This window comes from Methylobacter tundripaludum (assembly GCF_002934365.1).
Classification (GTDB): domain Bacteria; phylum Pseudomonadota; class Gammaproteobacteria; order Methylococcales; family Methylomonadaceae; genus Methylobacter_A; species Methylobacter_A tundripaludum_A.
The window spans coordinates 138,449-154,336 of the sequence record NZ_PTIY01000008.1 but is presented as its reverse complement, the minus strand read 5'-3'; the positions used below and the strand labels follow the sequence as shown (position 1 = coordinate 154,336).

Here is a 15,888-nt window from a genome sequence, read left to right as displayed (position 1 = left end):
CGATATTTTTTACATGACAAGGGGCTCATGTAAAGCTTTTTACAGTGACGAACGTGACCAAAAACCAACTGAAAAGAGTTTTCTGCGTGCTTTGATGTATAAAAAATTCCTTTTTCTATGCATATCAAGACCGGCACGTATAAATAAGCGCATTTTCTACACTCAACAGCATCTAATATATTTGGCGAAATGGAAGTGAACAAATGACCGAAGACCAACTGGAACAAGAAACTCTAAGCTGGCTGGCCGATGTCGGCTACAACTCAGCCTACGGCCCGGATATTGCGATGGACGGCAATGCGCCCGAGCGCGGCAACTACACTCAGGTGGTGTTGGTCGAACGTTTACGGCAGGCGATCAACCGGCTCAATCCTCTGGTGCCGCCGGTCGCCCGCGAAGATGCGCTGCAGCAGGTGTTGAATCTGGATACGCCGGTATTGCTGGCGGCCAATCGCCATTTTCACCGTTTGCTGGTCAACGGCGTGCAGGTGCAATATCAAAAGGATGGCGAAACTCGGGGCGATTTTGTGCGGTTGATCGACTGGGATAGCCCCTCATCCGGCCCTACAGGCCACCTTCTCCCAGAGGGAGAAGGGAAAAATGAATGGCTGGCGGTCAATCAGTTCTCGATCAAAGGCCCGAAATATACCCGCCGCCCCGATATTATCCTGTTCGTCAACGGCTTGCCGCTGGTGCTGTTGGAGCTTAAGAACCCTGCCGACCCGACTGCCGATGTTTGGAAAGCCTACGATCAGATCGATACTTACAAAGAACAAATCCCCGATGTGTTCCAGTATAACGAAGTGCTGGTGATTTCGGACGGCACCGAAGCGCTGATGGGTTCGCTTTCTGCCGACAAGGAGCGTTTTATGGCGTGGCGCACCATTGACGGTGTAACGCTTGATCCGCTCGGCCAGTTTAATGAGCTGGAAACCTTGGTGCGCGGCGTGTTGGCGCCGATTTATCTGCTGGATTTTTTGCGCTTTTTTGTGCTGTTTGAAGATGACGGCACGCTGGTCAAGAAAATCGCCGGTTATCACCAGTTCCATGCGGTGCGTTCGGCGATCACGCAGGTGGTCGCCGCATCCCGCCCCGGCGGCAGCCACAAGGGCGGCGTGGTCTGGCATACCCAAGGTTCCGGCAAGAGCATTACGATGACCTGCTTTGCCGCCCGGGTGATGCGCGAAGCGGCGATGGAAAATCCGACCATCGTGGTGATTACCGACCGCAATGACCTGGACGGGCAGTTGTTCGGCGTGTTTTCGCTGGCGCAGGATTTATTGCGCGAGCAGCCGGTACAGGGCGAAACCCGCCAGGATTTGCGGGCCAAGCTGGCTAATCGCCCTTCCGGCGGCATCGTGTTTGCGACGATTCAGAAGTTCATGCCCGGCGAGGATGAAGACAGCTTTCCCGTATTGTCTGACCGCCATAATATCGTGGTGATTGCCGATGAAGCGCACCGCACCCAGTACGGTTTCGAGGCCAAGCTTAAAACCAGGAAGTCGCCTGCCGGTGTATCTTTGAACGCTGTCGAAGAAGCCCCCAATCAATACCTTGAGCGCTATCAGGTCGGTTACGCCCAGCATTTGCGCGATGCGTTGCCGAATGCGACGTTTGTCGCGTTCACCGGCACGCCGGTATCCTCCGAAGACCGCGACACCCGTTCCGTATTCGGCGATTACATCCATATTTACGACATGCAGCAGGCGCGGGATGACGGCGCGACGGTCGAGATTTATTATGAATCGCGTCTTGCCAAACTGGGCTTAAAGGAAGAGTTATTGTCGGACCTGGATGCCGAAGTTGACGAGTTGGCAGAGGACGAAGAAGACAACGAACAAGCCAGGCTCAAAAGCCGATGGACCGCTCTGGAAAAGGTGGTGGGCGCCGAGCCGCGTATTCAGCAGGTGGTAGCCGATCTGGTCGCGCACTTTGAAGAGCGCAACAAGGCGCAATCCGGCAAGGCTATGGTTGTGGCGATGAGCCGCGACATCTGCGCGCATTTGTACAATGCGATCATTGAGCGGAGGCCGGACTGGCATGATGAAGACCCGGAAAAGGGCGTGATCAAGGTGGTGATGACCGGCTCTTCCAGCGACAAGGCGCTGCTGCGGCCGCATATCTATTCCAAGCAAGTCAAAAAGCGTCTGGAAAAGCGTTTTAAAGATCCCGAAGACCCGATGCGTCTGGTGATCGTGCGCGATATGTGGCTGACCGGCTTTGATGCGCCGTGTGTGCATACGATGTACGTGGACAAGCCGATGAAGGGACACAACCTGATGCAGGCGATTGCCAGGGTCAATCGCGTATTCCGCGACAAACAAGGCGGCCTGGTGGTCGATTACATCGGCATCGCCAATGACCTGAAACAGGCCTTGAAGGAATACACCGCCAGCAAAGGACGCGGACGCCCGACCGTCGATGCCCATGAAGCTTATGCGGTGCTGGAAGAAAAACTCGATGTGTTGCGCGCGATGCTGCACGGTTTCGATTACAGCGGATTTTTAACCGGCGGTCACCGCATGCTGGCGAAAACAGCCAACCATCTGCTCGGCGTTAACGACGGCAAGAAGCGCTTTTGCGATACCGCGCTGGCGATGTCCAAAGCCTTTACTTTGTGCTGCACATTGGATGAAGCCAAGGCCGTGCGCGAACAAGTCGCGTTCTTCCAGGCGGTCAAAGTGTTGCTGACCAAGAAGGACATCAGCGGTAAAAAGAAAACCGATGAAGAACGCGAACGGGCGATCCGCCAGATCATCGGCTCGGCGGTAGTGTCCGAAGACGTCGTGGATATTTTCAATGCGGTGGGTCTGGATAAACCGAATATCGGCATTCTGGACGAAGGCTTCCTGAACGAGGTGCGCAATCTGCCGGAACGCAACCTCGCTGTGGAATTGCTGGAGCGGTTGCTGGAAGGCGAAATTAAAAGCCGCTTCGCCGGCAATGTCGTCCAGCAAAACAAGTTTTCTGAGTTGCTCGCCAACGTGATCAAGCGTTACCAGAACCGCTCCATCGAAACCGCACAAGTCATGGAAGAGTTGATCCAGATGGCGAAGAAATTCAAGGAGGCTGTCAATCGCGGCGTCGATCTCGGCCTTAACAGTGACGAGTTGGCCTTCTATGATGCGCTGGCCAACAACGAGGATTCCGTGCGCGAACTGGGCGATGAAACCTTGAAGAAAATTGCCCATGAACTGGCCGAAAATTTACGCAACAGCGTCAGCGTGGATTGGTCGGTGCGCGAAAGCGTTCGCGCCAGCCTGAGATTGATGGTTAAACGGATATTGCGTAAGTACAAATACCCGCCCACCAAGCAGGAAGAAGCTATTCAACTGGTGCTGGAGCAGGCGGAGAGTTTGAGCGCGGAGTGGGCTTAGGATCGTGCCTAAATTAATTTAGGCAATTACCATGAAGAGCATGAAGACTTAAACCTTTCATGCCGCTTCATGTCCTTCATGGTTAAAAAATGAAAAATAAAACTTGCTCAAGTTATTTCATGCACGTTCCTTAGATATTTAATTTATGCGGAATCGTCAATAATAGCCAAGCCCAACTGCGTTTTTTAGGTAAAATTGACTTAATTCATTCAGCTAAGAAATTATAAAAAACACCTGTGACGACTTTATTCCCTATCCCTGAAAACCATCCCCAACGTTTTGTACTGCATAACGAAGTCCATGCACGAGCGCCGTCTATCGGCCATTTGCCGGTTAGGGCCAGCCATCTTGCGTTATTGCTGTCCAGTGACGAAAAAATGCAGGAACGCAAGCACTTGACGGCGCTTTGCGAACGATTCGGTGTTGCCCCGCCTGAAAAAGACGTGGATCACTTCAGCGCGACCTTCAATTCCTTTCAGATACGCTGGGAGCAGCACGGCGAGTTCAGCACTTACAGTTTTTATGTGCATGACACCCCTAAGGAGCCTTTTGCGGATTCGGCGCTAAAGAAAGTGCCGGTGGATTGGATGTCGCACTTGTCCGGGCAAGTCATTGTTGCGGCGCATGCGACTATTGTCACCGCTGCCGATATTCATTACCAGGAGAGTACCGATTTGGCGTCTTTGTCGGTTCACTTTGCCAATAATCCGGTCGTCGGTTCCAAAGTGACCGGCGGCGCGGCTTCGGTATTCACGGACTTTCGCATTCACGTTGACGGTTTTAGCCGCTTTTTGATTGTTAACCATGACTTAAGAACGGAACAGGCCGGGCGCTTGCTGCAACGGCTGTTTGAAATTGAGGTGTACCGGGTTATGGCGCTGCTGGCTTTCCCCATCGCGCGCCAGCTGAGGCCCGCATTAAACAAGTCCGACCGGCAGCTGTACAGCATCACCAACGCAATGACGCTGCCCGACAATAATGACGGCGAATTATTGGATGAGCTGACTACATTGGCGGCTGAAGTCGAAAATTACATCTCCAGCAATCATTTCCGTTTTGCGGCCGCCAGCGCTTATTACCAATTGGTGCAACAGCGGGTCAACGATTTACGCGAGGTTCGGATCCAAGGCATTCAGACCTTGGGCGAATTTATCAAGCGGCGGCTGGAGCCGGCGATCAATACCTGCGAATCGATCTCGCAACGCTTCACCCAGCTTTCCGAACGGGTCAGTAACGCGAGCCAGTTGCTGCGCACCCGCGTCGACATCATCATCGAGAAACAAAATCAGGGCTTGCTGACGTCGATGGCCTTGCGCGCAAAAATGCAGCTGCGGATGCAACAAATGGTCGAAGGCATTTCGATGGTTGCGATTACCTATTATGCGGCCAGCTTGATCGGCAAAATAGCCGAAGCGCTTCATCTGGTCGGCTGGAAACTCAGTCCTGAGCTTGTTGAGGGCATTTCAATACCTTTCATTTTTATCATTATCGCTATCAGCACCAAGCGGATTCATAAAATCATTGCCAATACCACGGAGTGAAGGGATTCTGCAAAGGTGGCTGGCCCGGTATCAAAGTTTAGCTTTTCTACTTTTTCGGATAACCCACGCTTTGCGCCGCGACTATCCATTGCGTTGACTTGAGCGACATGGCTTTCGCCAAAGCTTCATCGTCAATCGAACCCCGAACGACGGTTGCAAGCCCCATCGACGCGGAGTACAGGTAGACGTTCTGCGCGATAAAACCGGTGTCGATGGCCGCGGCGATTTTTTTGTCTTCCGCGCCGGTGTCCGAATCCATGCGGGTGAAGTCGGAAACGTAAATCAAGTTAATCGGCGCGCTGCCGACAAAATCCTGCGTGCCGGTCAGCGCCCGGATGTCCTTAGCCTGAATCATGTTCAACGCATGGTTTTTTGCATCGAACAGGTAAAGGCCGTCCGCGCTTGCTATATAGATGTCGATGTCCTGCCAGTTGCTCGTTGAAGGGGCGGTACGGCCTCCCGTTTCCGGCCGGTTTACGCCAAATGCGGCCCAAAGCAGGTCGGAAAGTACTTGCTCAGGCAATTTTTCAGCGCTGAATTCCCGCGTGGATTTGCGGCCCTGCAGGGCTTGCATCAGCGGCATTCCTGTTTCGAGCCGGGGTTGTGGCAGTTTCATAGGCCGGTTTTCCTGGACGGCGGCGAGCGAGGCGCTAAATATCAGCCCTGTTAGCCATGAGTATTGGATTATGATTGTTTTCATGGGGTGTGCATCTTATTTAATGAGATCTTCTCGAATCTGCAATAGGAGAAAGCAGGTTTTTAAAACTGTGCTTCCAACAGTTGCACCGCCCGAGTCGTTCCGTCGTTGCTTTGCATGGATTGGCTTACTTGTTTGGCGTTGTCTTGCATTGTCTTTGAGCTTAAGACTTTGCGTATGCCCTCGGCTAAAGCGGCGGCGGTCACTTTTTTTGCGGGCAGGGGGTTCCCGGCCAAACCCAGCGCTTGCAGTTGCCTGGCCCAGAACAATTGCTCATCCATAAACGGCGCCACCACGGACGGGCAGCCTGACCGGGTTGCCGCATGGGTAGTGCCTGCGCCGCCGTGGTGTACGACCGCCGCGCAATGCTTGAACAGCGGTTGGTGCGGATGCCTGCCGATGAAATAGACCTTGTCGGTCTGGCTGCCCGCAGGATAACGCGCTGAACTGGTCTGGATAATGGCGCGGCAACCGGCCAAGTTCACCGCTTCCAAGAACAGCGCCATGCTCCAGTCGGGTACAGCCTGTTGCAGGCTGCCGAAAGTCATATATACCGGGGCCGGGCCATGATCGAGAAAGCCGGCAAGGTCGGTTGGAATCGCCCAATGCCGGGCATCTTCGGTTAGGTTCAGAAAGCCGCAGGCTTGGTGATGCGGCTGCCACTGCCCGGACGAGCGGCAAAACAACGGATCGACCGCTACCAAATTGAGTTGTTGCGAGGTCAAAAGTTCGCTCAGTACATTGACCGGCGGCGTCTGTCCGGCCTCCAGCCACAAACGGCTCAACGGTTTTTTCAGCGCCCAATTGAACGCTAGGTCGAGCAGCTTCCAGCTCAATTTATTGAGATGACAGCCCAAATCAGGAAAGCGGAAAGGTGCAACGGCGGGATTGGGAATCGCCGCATGGCAAAGCGTAACGCTGAAAAACGGTTTTTGCCTGAGTAATGCCGCCAGTTTTAAAGGGTAGAGAAAATGATGGCCGATCACATAGTCGTTATCGGCGACTAATTGTTGCGCGGCCTGATACACGGCTTGCTCATGGGGAAAGAAGGCCTCGTCAAGCAACGCCCGAAGCCATTGCAAGGGATTCATCCGAAACGAGCGCTGGGCAAAATCCTGCATAGCGAAATCGATATGCTCCGGCGCTTGCCGGTAGGCGATTCCCAACTGGCTGGAGATTTCTTGATAACTGTGGTTGTCGATACTGCTGACCACCAGCGTCACAGTGTGACCGGCTTTTTGCAGGCCGGCGGCCAACGCCAGCATCGGGCGGATGTCGCCGTTGGAACCCCAGGTTTGTATACCGATTTTCATCAGTTTCATCCTAAGCAGGTTAAAAAATCATTTACCGCATGGTGCGAACATCTTCCGGCCGCACCCTGACGGTAGGGGCAATTGTAGTTAAAACAGGGGACGGTTAAACAATCGGGCATGTTCTTGTCGGCTGGGTAGCCCCAAGCGTGCTCCCATTTTTGTACAGCACAACGAGCCCGCGGCGCTCGCGTATCGAAGCAGCGCCTGCCACTCCAGTCCCGCCGCCAGCGCGGCGGCGAAAGCGCCGTGAAACGCATCGCCAGCGCCGGTGGTATCGATCGCGGTAACAGGATAGGCGGATAGTGCGCCCTGTTCATTGCCGCGTTGCCAAACCAGCCCGCGCTCGCCCAGTGTGATAACCACGGTCGGCGCAAGTGCGGCCAGTCGGCTTAAGGCTTTATGTTCGTCGCCTGCATATTGGACGGCAAATTTTTCCGAACAGACCAGATAATCGACGCGATTCATCAACGCCAACGTGCCGTCATGCACCGAACCTGCGTCCAACACCGTTGGGATCTTGCTTTGCCGCGCCTGTTCGGCAAGCGCTAACGAGATAAAAGGCTCGTGCCCGTCGAACAATACAACCTTGGCCGGGATAGGGGCGAGGTTTAGCGCATCGGCCGGTAACGCTTGGGTGTCGCCCTTGTAATTGATCAAGCAGCGCTTGCCGTCGGGCTTGACCAAGATGGCCGATAACGGGGTAGGGGACGCGCCGCGAATGATTAACTGCGTGTCGACGCCTTCATCATTCAGTTCCTGAAAATGTTTGTCGCCGTAAAGATCGCGTCCCAGGTAACCGGCAAAGGCGGAAGTGAGGCCCAGCCGGGCAATGCAAACGGCGGCGTTGGCAGCCGGGCCGCCGCCGCAGCCGAGCAGGTTGTCGGCAACCACTTTTTCATCGGCATCCGGGTGGCGGCTTACCGAAAAAATCAAATCGTAAGACGCGTGTCCTACGCACAGTACATCAACATTTTGGGGCATGGTTATGGCGCTAAATCAGCGAAAGAAATAATTAATTCAGGGTAAAAACGTTGCATTTTACATGGCGGATGAAGTGTTTACCTCGTTTCTATTTTTTGCTGGTTCCCAAGCTGAAGAGACTGTGAAAGTATTCGTTTTAGAACAAAAGCAAAAAACCTTCACCACGAAGGCACGAAGGACACGCAGTTTTCAATGTATTGAGTTTAAACAATTATTTTTCCTTCGTGATCTTCGTGCCTTCGTGGTGAATAGGTTTTTAAATTAATTTTGATAATACTTTCACAGTCCCTCAAGCTTGGGAAGTTGGTTTTGGAAGCTCCAGCTTCCTGTCTCGCGAAGCTGGAGCTTCGCCTCCTGGATTCCCAATCTGGAGATTGGGAACCCGCGCAACAGGCGCAATAAGCTTAACGTCGAGCTAGCCGGAGGCAGGTCTCACCTGTGCTGAATAAGGCGCTCAAATCCGTCCAGCCAATCGGCAAAATCAGCAACATAGTTATAGCCGCAAACCGTTTTGAGCGGCCTGGCCTTGACGACTTCATGTATCCGTTGCGCCCGTTTTATGGTTTCCTGTTCCGGTCCGTAGGGATTAAAGCGCATATCCGCGCCGGTCAGAAATACATAATCGCAGATAAACAATGTGTCCTTGTAGATATAAAAGGTAAAGCCGGGCGTATGCCCGCCAGTATGGTATGCCTCTATGCCGTAGGCGACAAAATCATCGGAAAACCGCCGGTCAATATCGAATAATGCGGACAAGCGGTGTTTGGCGTCCAGCTCATGCAACCGTACTTCCGCATTCCAGATGCGGCGATATTGGTTGGATGCGCCCATGAAATGATGGTGTGTGAATAAAATGGCGTCAACCGGCGCCAGATCGCGGTTGAATGCCGATGGCGAATCGATCCATACCGCGCCCTGTCCGGTTTCGACGCGATAAGCCGCATGCTCCAGGCCCAGTTTGGGCGCCGAAAGCAGTTGGCTGACCACATCGTTGACGGCGTGGCTTGTGACGCGATAGGTTTTTTCGGCCTGATCCCAAGCCATGAAGCGGTCATGACGGGCTCCGCAAAACGGACAAATATCGGGCATTTCGCCGATCATGTTGTAGCCGCATTGCAGGCAAACCCATTGTTCGGCGGTAGGTATATTCATCATCCGATCTCCTCCGGCTGGTTAAAGAAATGCTAGAGCTGAAGCTGTCGAACTCAGGTCCGCCAAGGGTGGGACGGCAAATCGGCCACGCCGATGACCTCAACGCCGGCTTTTGCGACCTGGTGATCGTTTTCGACCGAGCTGCCGCTGACGCCGATCGCGCCAATCAGGATGCCGTCGTTATCGACAATGGGGATGCCGCCGGGAAAGGTGATCAAGCCGTCGTTGGAATGTTCGATCCCGTAAAGCGGGCCGCCCGGTTGCGATAGTTGGCCGATTTGTCCGGTGTTCATGCCGAAGAAGCAGGCGGTCTTGGCTTTTTTGATCGCAATATCGACGCTGCCGACCCAAGCGCCGTTCATGCGGACAAACGCCTTTAAATCGGCCCCGGAATCGACAACGGCGATACACATTTGCGTGCCGATTCTTTTTGATTCGGCAATGGCCGCCGCTATCGCTATTTCCGCTTGTTCATAGGTTACGTGCATGGTCTTACTCCTAAATTTCTGTAGTGATAACTGATGTTACGCAGTTAGTCGAATTTCGACCGTTTTAACATTAAGGTGTCGCTAGCGCGACAGTTAATTGAATCGGGTTCTCGCACCCGAAGGCGAGTTACTTTCTTTTGCGTCGCCAAAAGAAAGTAACCAAAGAAAAGGCGACCCGGTTGCCGCTTACTTCCTGCGTTCCTCGCTTTTATCGAGGGTCAGCAGAAGGGGCTCCTGCCCCTCTGTTGACGTGCGGCATCCCTGCCGCCCCCCTACCGGGCTGTTCTCGATAAAAGCTCCGGTGCTCGGCGCGGCAAACGGGAGAAATACCAGCCGTGCGAAACATCAGGTGATAAAAAACAATGCCTTATTTTGGCAAAAGCATCGGTTCAGGACGTATGGCTAAGCAGGGTTGGGCGATGCAGATAGCCGGGCAATTTCGTCTCCCGCCGGATTGCAGCAGGCTCAAATACTGCTGTTGACCCAGCGGACAATATCCGCAGTGCTCATAGCGCCGGACTTGCGGGTGACTTCGCGGCCGGATTTGAATATGACCAGGGTAGGGATGCTGCGAATGATGAATTGTCCGGCAATACCCTGTTCCCGTTCGGTGTTGACTTTGGCTAAACGTACCTGCGGTTCAAGCGTGGCCGCGGCTTGGGCGAAGGATGGCGCCATCGTCTTGCACGGCCCGCACCAGTCGGCCCAAAAATCGACTACAACGGGAATATCGTTGCGTTCAATGTTCCGTTGGAAATTGCGGCCGGTTAATTCCAGCGGATGCCCGGTAAACAAAGCCTCTTTGCATTGGCCGCATCGGGGATGTTGGAACTTGCGTTCGGAGGGTATGCGATTGATCGTATCGCAGTGGGGACAGACGATGTGCAATGTGCTCATAAGGCGCCTCTAGTGTTAAGGTTTGGTTTTTTAGAATATGAGGCCGCCGGCTCTAAAACACAACTTTAAATTGCCTGTCCTTTGAGCCCCGCCAAAAACCGGCTGAATTCATCGCTTAACTGGGGCATCACGCTGAGCATCCGGTGGTCGGTATCGTACAGATTCAATCGGACGCGATAGCTTTGGCAAAACCGCCACGCATTTTCAGGCGGCACAATATCGTCCCGCCAGCCGTGAAATACCCTAATTTCCTCGGCGGTCGGCTTAAATTCCGTTTGCCGGTAGCCGGGCAGGTAAAACGCGGGCGCCAACAGGAAAAGCCCCTTGGGTTTGATCGATGCCGACGCCACGGTTGCAACATAAGCGCCCATGCTGGAGCCGATTAACACGATTTCATCATAGCCGGACAAATCCATCGCCAGCAGTTGCCCGGCGCGCTTATCGGGATCCAATTGTTCCCGGTAATCCGGGCTTTCAAACGCATAGCCGTAATGCTTCGCAACGTCGGCAAATTGAAGAGTCTTTTCGCCCCAAGGTATGCTGTCTTTTCCGTGATTGTAGATGACTAATTTTTGCATATCGGTAACCGGAGAGATTGATTGTTAGCGAATGGTATTACAATCAGCCATTCTTGTTACGGAAATCTATAAGACATGCGCATCAAAACAACATTCAAGCCCGCCTGGTGGTTAAGGAACAGGCATTTGCAGACTATTTATCCGTCCTTATTCAGGAAAGCGCCTAATCCGCCTGATTATCGCCGCGAACGGTTGGAGACTCCCGACCATGATTTTATCGACATCGATTATTGCGGGACAGGCAAGCAACCGCTGGTTATGCTGGTACACGGTTTAACCGGCAGTTCGCAATCGGGCTATATCAAAGGCTTGCAAAGCGTTTTGCTCAAACACGGATTCCGCAGTGCCGCGCTTAATTTTCGCGGCTGTAGCGGATCGTCCAACAACAGGGCGCGCAGTTATCATTCAGGCGAGACCGAGGATATTCAGTTCCTCTATCAAACCTTGCGCCGGCGCGAACCCGATACGCCTCTAGCCGTCGTCGGTTTTTCATTAGGCGGCAATGTTGTTTTAAAGTGGTTGGGCGAGCAAGGCAGCCGGTTGAACCTGTTCGCCGCCGTCGCGGTTTCCGTGCCTTTAGTGTTGGGAGTTTGCGCAACAAAACTGGATAAGGGCTTTTCAAGGCTCTATCGCGGCGTGTTGCTGGACGAGTTAAAAGCCTACATGCATAACAAGCTGCAACATTTGGACAGCACAGGGCAAACTCAGGAAGCGATGAAGGTCAGGGAATTGGGCGATTTATCGGCAATCGGTTCGTTCTGGCAATACGATGACCGGGTCGTAGCCAAATTGCATGGTTTTGACGATGTGCATGATTATTACCGGCGCTCCAGCTCAAGGCAATACCTCAAATCGATCGCGGTACCCACGCTGGTGATTCAGGCGGTTGACGATCCGTTTATGACTCGGGAAGTCCTGCCCGGCCCGGATGAAGTCTCGCCGCGGGTGCAATTGGAATTCACTGAACACGGCGGCCATGTGGGCTTCATCTCGGGATTGATCCCGTTTAGGCCGGAATATTGGTTGGAACGGCGGATACCTGAGTTTTTGCTCAGACACCGCGTTGCATGACGGACCGGTCAGCTGTCGATAATTTCAAGACAGACAACCATTGTGTGGCGGAGTATAAAAAAAGTCATCGCTATCGGGTAAAGCGTGTAATGGCGAGTGATCAGCAGGCTAATCAGCACAATCGCGACAATCGCAGCGGAGTTGACGCGGGTGTTTTTTTCCAGGTAACGCAGGTTCGCCACCGACTCCTGATCGAAATACTGGCTTTTGTTGATTAGGGCCGCCGTCACGATCGAGGTTAACAGCGCATAATACAGCGGGAAGAAAAAGAACATCGGCGCATCGTTGTTAAACTGAGGCTCCCAGTATGCGTACCAGACCAACAGACAGCTGGCCGAAAAGCCGTCGTGCCAGACCGTGGTGGGGACCTTTTTCAAATAGCCGAGCAGCAGGCTGACAGCCGTCAGCGCCAGGCCGACACCTAAAGCCTCAGGCGTGGCAAGCAGTTGCAAAAAAGAGTTTGGGTTCTGAACCAGAACCGCCAGCGACAAGCTGCAAAGAATAAATCCGATCATGGGCGAATATCGTGTGAGTTTTTTTTGACTATAACATTGCAGGCGGGGGAACAGAAGCCAAAAGAACGAGCCGGCAAATTTATCACGGCTTGTATTGCGGCATTGACGCAGGGCATGGAATCAAGTCTTGATCCGGGTATTGATGCCCTATATGATCGTGAAGCATCGAAGCAATTGATCTGCTTGGGTTCGCTGTGCGAACCCTGCCGGATTTGACACATGATTGTGCGGCGTAACCGTGGGGCTTTCATCAGCCTCTAAAACGAACAAACCCAAGATCGGAAACATGGGAATTACATCATGAAACAAAAAAACAATATCAAGTCTGTGCCTCAAGCAAAAAGTTCCTCTTTAGCGCCACGCAAACCGGGCATCGGCATTCACGCGGCGGTTCTGTTGCTATGCAGCGCCGTCACAGCCAATGCCTACGCCACCGGCACGGCGACGCCGATCGACATCCCCGGGCTGATCATCCTGGATTCCAATGTTTCAGCCGATCACGTGAACACCGTAACAGTCGGCGCTACCGGCAACCCCCCCTTCGAGCCGGGCACCAGCGTTTATAAAGTCCAGACGACGCAACCCTTCATCGGCATCCGTTCCTACTATGTCCCCACGGATTCCAGCAAGGCGGGACAGGCGGGGGGCTGGATATCGCCGATTGCCGAAACCCGGGGCCTCAGCCGTGCGCTGCTGCTGGATCGGCTGGCCTTGCCGATCTATCCCGACGGCACCCGGAACAACACTTTCGCGCTGGCCCTGGTTCCGTCCGGGGTTACGTTCTGGAGCGGACCCGCCGGTCCAATCACAAGCTCTATCGTGGCGCCTGTCGGAAGTTACTGGGGGGCGGGCGGCGGCATCCAATATTATATCGGCCGAAACGCCGGAGACGTCTCCGGCTTTCAGGTTCCGATCGGGAATTACGTCCTCGCTTCTCCGATGCCGGAGAACAACCTGCTTGCTTACAGCCCCCGGCTTACCGGCAATGCGCTGAAGGTGGGTGGTTACATGGACGGCCTGACTGTCCAAGCCTACAGCGATCTGGACAAGGTGATGACCTCGCTGGACCTGATCAATCTTTCCGCACCGGCAGGCGATCAAAAACTGCAACAAGCGATCAACCAAATGGGCGCCGAACGCCTTGGGGCGCTCGGGCGAGCCGGTCTGCATCAATCGAGACTGTTCATGAACCAGTTGACTGCGGCTTCCGGCAGTTTTTCCCCTGGCGGCAGGGCTGTCTCGGCAACCGATGACAAGGGACGCCGGACCTGGATGCATGCCCAAGGAACCTGGGCCAGGCAGTCATCCGACTCGGACCGCACCGGCTTTACCCAAAATACCGCGATGGTGGTTGCAGGCATTGAAACGGTTCGCCGGGAGAATTGGAATTTCGGGGCGGCGGCAGGCTACCTGACTTCCGATCTTGATTGGGCGGCGAGCGCGCCCGGCCAGGGAAAACTACAGTCCGGCTATCTCGGCGGTTACGGCGCCTATCGGGCGGATGCGTTGATGGCGACCGGGCAGGTGTTTTTGGGATACAGCAGTATCGACACTCAGCGAAACATCAATATTCCCGACGCAGGTTTGTGGCGCGGATACTCGTTCGAGGTGAACCGAACCGCCGACGGATCAAGCGATGCATTGGCCAGCGGCGCGCGTTTTGATGTTGCGCGGGCTTTTTCTATAGACAAGATTGCGCGGGCGATTTCTTTGCAGAAGGTTAAGCTGACGCCTTTCGTGGGCATTGAGTACCAGCGTTTCGACCGGGATAAATTTACAGAACAAGGAGCCGGCAGCATCAATTTGGCGGTGCAATCAAAAACCCTGGACGACCTGCGCGCCCGTGTCGGTGTTTCTCTGGAGGTGGCGCTGGGCAAGGCCGCCAGTCTGGACTGGTCGGTGGATAGCAGCGTGTTGACATCGCCCCGGCTCTGGAGCAATAACGGAACCCTCACCGCCGGTTTCGAGGGACAGACGGCAACCTTCCAGTCCGCTAGCTGGCGATCTCCAGCCGACCTTACGCAGCTGGGTTTCGGTTTTTCAGGGCGCAGAAACAACGCGGAAGTCGCGTTGACGTATAACTACGAACGGGGTTCCGGGCTTGAGGCGAGTGCGGTGATGGCGAATGGCGCTTGGCATTTTTGACGCTAACCGTTATTGATCGCGGGTATAATATTTGGTGTTACCCCTTACACAGCAACCATGAGAAAATCGATAAATGACAACACAAGAAGATGATGATAATTACTTAGGACAGTTTATCCCTCTTCAATACCATTTGGCGATGCTCAAGGATAAAAACCGGATGCAAAGCTTTAAAGCCGCTATCGATTATGCAGTTGCTCCCGGAAGTAAAGTATTGGAGCTTGGCGGAGGAACGGGCGTATTGTCATGGTTTGCTGCGGCAAAGGCTGACAAGGTATGGTGCGTCGAATTCAATCCCGACCTGGTTAATGTATCGCGCCGGATATTGGAAAAAAATCACAACGGCCATAAAGTCGAAGTTGTGCAGGCCAATGCGTTTGATTACCTCCCCCCTGAGCCGGTCGATGTCATGATTTGCGAAATGATTCACGTTGCAATGCTTCGGGAAAAGCAAGTTGAAGTGGTGGAGTCTTTTAAGCATCGCTATCAGCAGCGCTTTGGCGCAACTCTGCCGCTCTTGATGCCGACAGCCGCCATATTAGCCGTGCAGCCATTGCAACAAGAATTTATTTTTGAGGGCTACTACGCCCCCATCTCCATGGTTCAGGATTTCGGCGATCAGGAGGGGTGTATAGAACTGGCGGAACCTTTAGTTTACAGCGTTCTTGACTTCACTCAGCATACTGAACGCGACATTTCATGGGAAGGTTTTTTCATAATTACGGAAAACGGCACTGTTAGCGCGTTACGTTTTATTACAAAAAATGTTCTCGCTATTTTAGAAGAAGAAAAATCGACTATCGACTGGTTAAATCGTTACATGGCTCTTCCTTTGGCTAGCCCGGTCAGAGTGCAGTCTGGTGATACTCTTCGTGTGGCCTTTAGTTATCGCACCGGGGGCTCAATTTTGTCTTTGCAAAACGCGCTTCAAGCCGAGGTTGTAACAAACGGATAAAAAATCTGAATGTCTGGGGAAGCGCTGATTTAGTCCTTCGATAAGCTCAGGATGAACGGTAAGTTTTTGATTTCGTTCGTGGTGAGCTTGTCGAATCATGAGCGAAATCAATTTATTCAGCGCTTCCCTAGGCCGCAACCCAACTTACGCTGAATAACTGTTTTGGGCTAAGGATATG

At 53.5% G+C, this 15,888-nt stretch carries 14 protein-coding genes; 6 read left to right on the top strand and 8 right to left on the bottom strand.

What is annotated here, in order from left to right; all coding sequences use genetic code 11:
- The first annotated feature begins 203 nt into the window (after nucleotides 1-203).
- Entirely contained in the window at nucleotides 204-3,377 is a 3,174-nt protein-coding gene (locus tag B0F88_RS11395) for a type I restriction endonuclease subunit R (RefSeq protein WP_104424055.1), read from the top strand.
- A gap of 236 nt (nucleotides 3,378-3,613) precedes the next feature.
- Entirely contained in the window at nucleotides 3,614-4,918 is a 1,305-nt protein-coding gene (locus tag B0F88_RS11390; RefSeq protein ID WP_104424054.1) for a DUF3422 family protein, read from the top strand.
- A gap of 46 nt (nucleotides 4,919-4,964) precedes the next feature.
- On the opposite strand, the gene B0F88_RS11385 is transcribed toward B0F88_RS11390, so the two are convergent.
- From B0F88_RS11385 to B0F88_RS11345, 7 genes are all read right to left on the bottom strand, one after another.
- Nucleotides 4,965-5,534, bottom strand: a complete 570-nt coding sequence (locus B0F88_RS11385) for a SagB/ThcOx family dehydrogenase (RefSeq protein ID WP_258076636.1) — start codon at nucleotides 5,532-5,534, stop codon at nucleotides 4,965-4,967.
- A gap of 143 nt (nucleotides 5,535-5,677) precedes the next feature.
- Nucleotides 5,678-6,928: a glycosyltransferase gene (locus B0F88_RS11380; protein ID WP_181049891.1), complete on the bottom strand. Its 1,251-nt coding sequence runs from the start codon at nucleotides 6,926-6,928 to the stop codon at nucleotides 5,678-5,680.
- An 87-nt stretch (nucleotides 6,929-7,015) separates the two neighbouring features.
- Entirely contained in the window at nucleotides 7,016-7,909 is an 894-nt protein-coding gene (locus B0F88_RS11375; protein ID WP_104424051.1) for a carbohydrate kinase family protein, read from the bottom strand.
- A 432-nt stretch (nucleotides 7,910-8,341) separates the two neighbouring features.
- Nucleotides 8,342-9,064 carry an MBL fold metallo-hydrolase gene (locus B0F88_RS11365; protein WP_181049890.1) on the bottom strand — a complete coding sequence of 241 codons (723 nt, stop codon included), beginning with the start codon at nucleotides 9,062-9,064 and terminating at the stop codon, nucleotides 8,342-8,344.
- A gap of 50 nt (nucleotides 9,065-9,114) precedes the next feature.
- A complete protein-coding gene (locus B0F88_RS11360) occupies nucleotides 9,115-9,549 on the bottom strand; it encodes a GlcG/HbpS family heme-binding protein (RefSeq protein WP_104424049.1) in 435 nt (144 codons plus the stop codon).
- Nucleotides 9,550-10,014: 465 nt separating this feature from the next.
- Complete coding sequence (gene trxC, locus B0F88_RS11350) at nucleotides 10,015-10,446, bottom strand: thioredoxin TrxC (protein ID WP_104424048.1); 432 nt, start codon at nucleotides 10,444-10,446, stop codon at nucleotides 10,015-10,017.
- A gap of 65 nt (nucleotides 10,447-10,511) precedes the next feature.
- Nucleotides 10,512-11,024 carry an alpha/beta hydrolase gene (locus tag B0F88_RS11345; RefSeq protein ID WP_104424047.1) on the bottom strand — a complete coding sequence of 171 codons (513 nt, stop codon included), beginning with the start codon at nucleotides 11,022-11,024 and terminating at the stop codon, nucleotides 10,512-10,514.
- Between the two features lie 75 nt (nucleotides 11,025-11,099).
- Between B0F88_RS11345 and B0F88_RS11340 the strand changes: the two genes are divergently transcribed.
- Nucleotides 11,100-12,095: a hydrolase gene (locus B0F88_RS11340; protein WP_104424046.1), complete on the top strand. Its 996-nt coding sequence runs from the start codon at nucleotides 11,100-11,102 to the stop codon at nucleotides 12,093-12,095.
- Between the two features lie 8 nt (nucleotides 12,096-12,103).
- Here the strand turns inward: B0F88_RS11340 and B0F88_RS11335 are convergent, their stop codons facing one another.
- Nucleotides 12,104-12,610, bottom strand: a complete 507-nt coding sequence (locus B0F88_RS11335) for a hypothetical protein (RefSeq protein ID WP_104424045.1) — start codon at nucleotides 12,608-12,610, stop codon at nucleotides 12,104-12,106.
- Between the two features lie 24 nt (nucleotides 12,611-12,634).
- On the opposite strand from B0F88_RS11335, the gene B0F88_RS11330 reads away from it, so the two are divergent.
- The 3 genes from B0F88_RS11330 (at nucleotide 12,635) to B0F88_RS11320 (ending at nucleotide 15,710) form a co-directional block, all read left to right on the top strand.
- The gene (locus B0F88_RS11330) at nucleotides 12,635-12,826 is read left to right on the top strand and encodes a hypothetical protein (RefSeq protein WP_146083348.1); all 192 of its coding nucleotides are present in this window, start codon (nucleotides 12,635-12,637) and stop codon (nucleotides 12,824-12,826) included.
- A gap of 84 nt (nucleotides 12,827-12,910) precedes the next feature.
- A complete protein-coding gene (locus tag B0F88_RS11325) occupies nucleotides 12,911-14,755 on the top strand; it encodes an autotransporter outer membrane beta-barrel domain-containing protein (protein ID WP_104424043.1) in 1,845 nt (614 codons plus the stop codon).
- A 73-nt stretch (nucleotides 14,756-14,828) separates the two neighbouring features.
- Nucleotides 14,829-15,710, top strand: a complete 882-nt coding sequence (locus tag B0F88_RS11320; protein ID WP_219820834.1) for a methyltransferase domain-containing protein — start codon at nucleotides 14,829-14,831, stop codon at nucleotides 15,708-15,710.
- Nucleotides 15,711-15,888 lie beyond the last annotated feature (178 nt).

What these genes read in the sequence shown, in the direction of transcription:
- B0F88_RS11335 (WP_104424045.1), bottom strand. Translation starts at nt 12,610, where the DNA reads ATGATCGGATTTATTCTTTGCAGCTTGTCGCTGGCGGTTCTGGTTCAG.
- B0F88_RS11375 (WP_104424051.1), bottom strand. Translation starts at nt 7,909, where the DNA reads ATGCCCCAAAATGTTGATGTACTGTGCGTAGGACACGCGTCTTACGAT.
- B0F88_RS11345 (WP_104424047.1), bottom strand. Translation starts at nt 11,024, where the DNA reads ATGCAAAAATTAGTCATCTACAATCACGGAAAAGACAGCATACCTTGG.
- B0F88_RS11325 (WP_104424043.1), top strand. Translation starts at nt 12,911, where the DNA reads ATGAAACAAAAAAACAATATCAAGTCTGTGCCTCAAGCAAAAAGTTCC.
- B0F88_RS11395 (WP_104424055.1), top strand. Translation starts at nt 204, where the DNA reads ATGACCGAAGACCAACTGGAACAAGAAACTCTAAGCTGGCTGGCCGAT.
- B0F88_RS11360 (WP_104424049.1), bottom strand. Translation starts at nt 9,549, where the DNA reads ATGCACGTAACCTATGAACAAGCGGAAATAGCGATAGCGGCGGCCATT.
- B0F88_RS11385 (WP_258076636.1), bottom strand. Translation starts at nt 5,534, where the DNA reads ATGAAACTGCCACAACCCCGGCTCGAAACAGGAATGCCGCTGATGCAA.
- B0F88_RS11380 (WP_181049891.1), bottom strand. Translation starts at nt 6,928, where the DNA reads ATGAAAATCGGTATACAAACCTGGGGTTCCAACGGCGACATCCGCCCG.
- trxC (WP_104424048.1), bottom strand. Translation starts at nt 10,446, where the DNA reads ATGAGCACATTGCACATCGTCTGTCCCCACTGCGATACGATCAATCGC.
- B0F88_RS11340 (WP_104424046.1), top strand. Translation starts at nt 11,100, where the DNA reads ATGCGCATCAAAACAACATTCAAGCCCGCCTGGTGGTTAAGGAACAGG.
- B0F88_RS11320 (WP_219820834.1), top strand. Translation starts at nt 14,829, where the DNA reads ATGACAACACAAGAAGATGATGATAATTACTTAGGACAGTTTATCCCT.
- B0F88_RS11365 (WP_181049890.1), bottom strand. Translation starts at nt 9,064, where the DNA reads ATGATGAATATACCTACCGCCGAACAATGGGTTTGCCTGCAATGCGGC.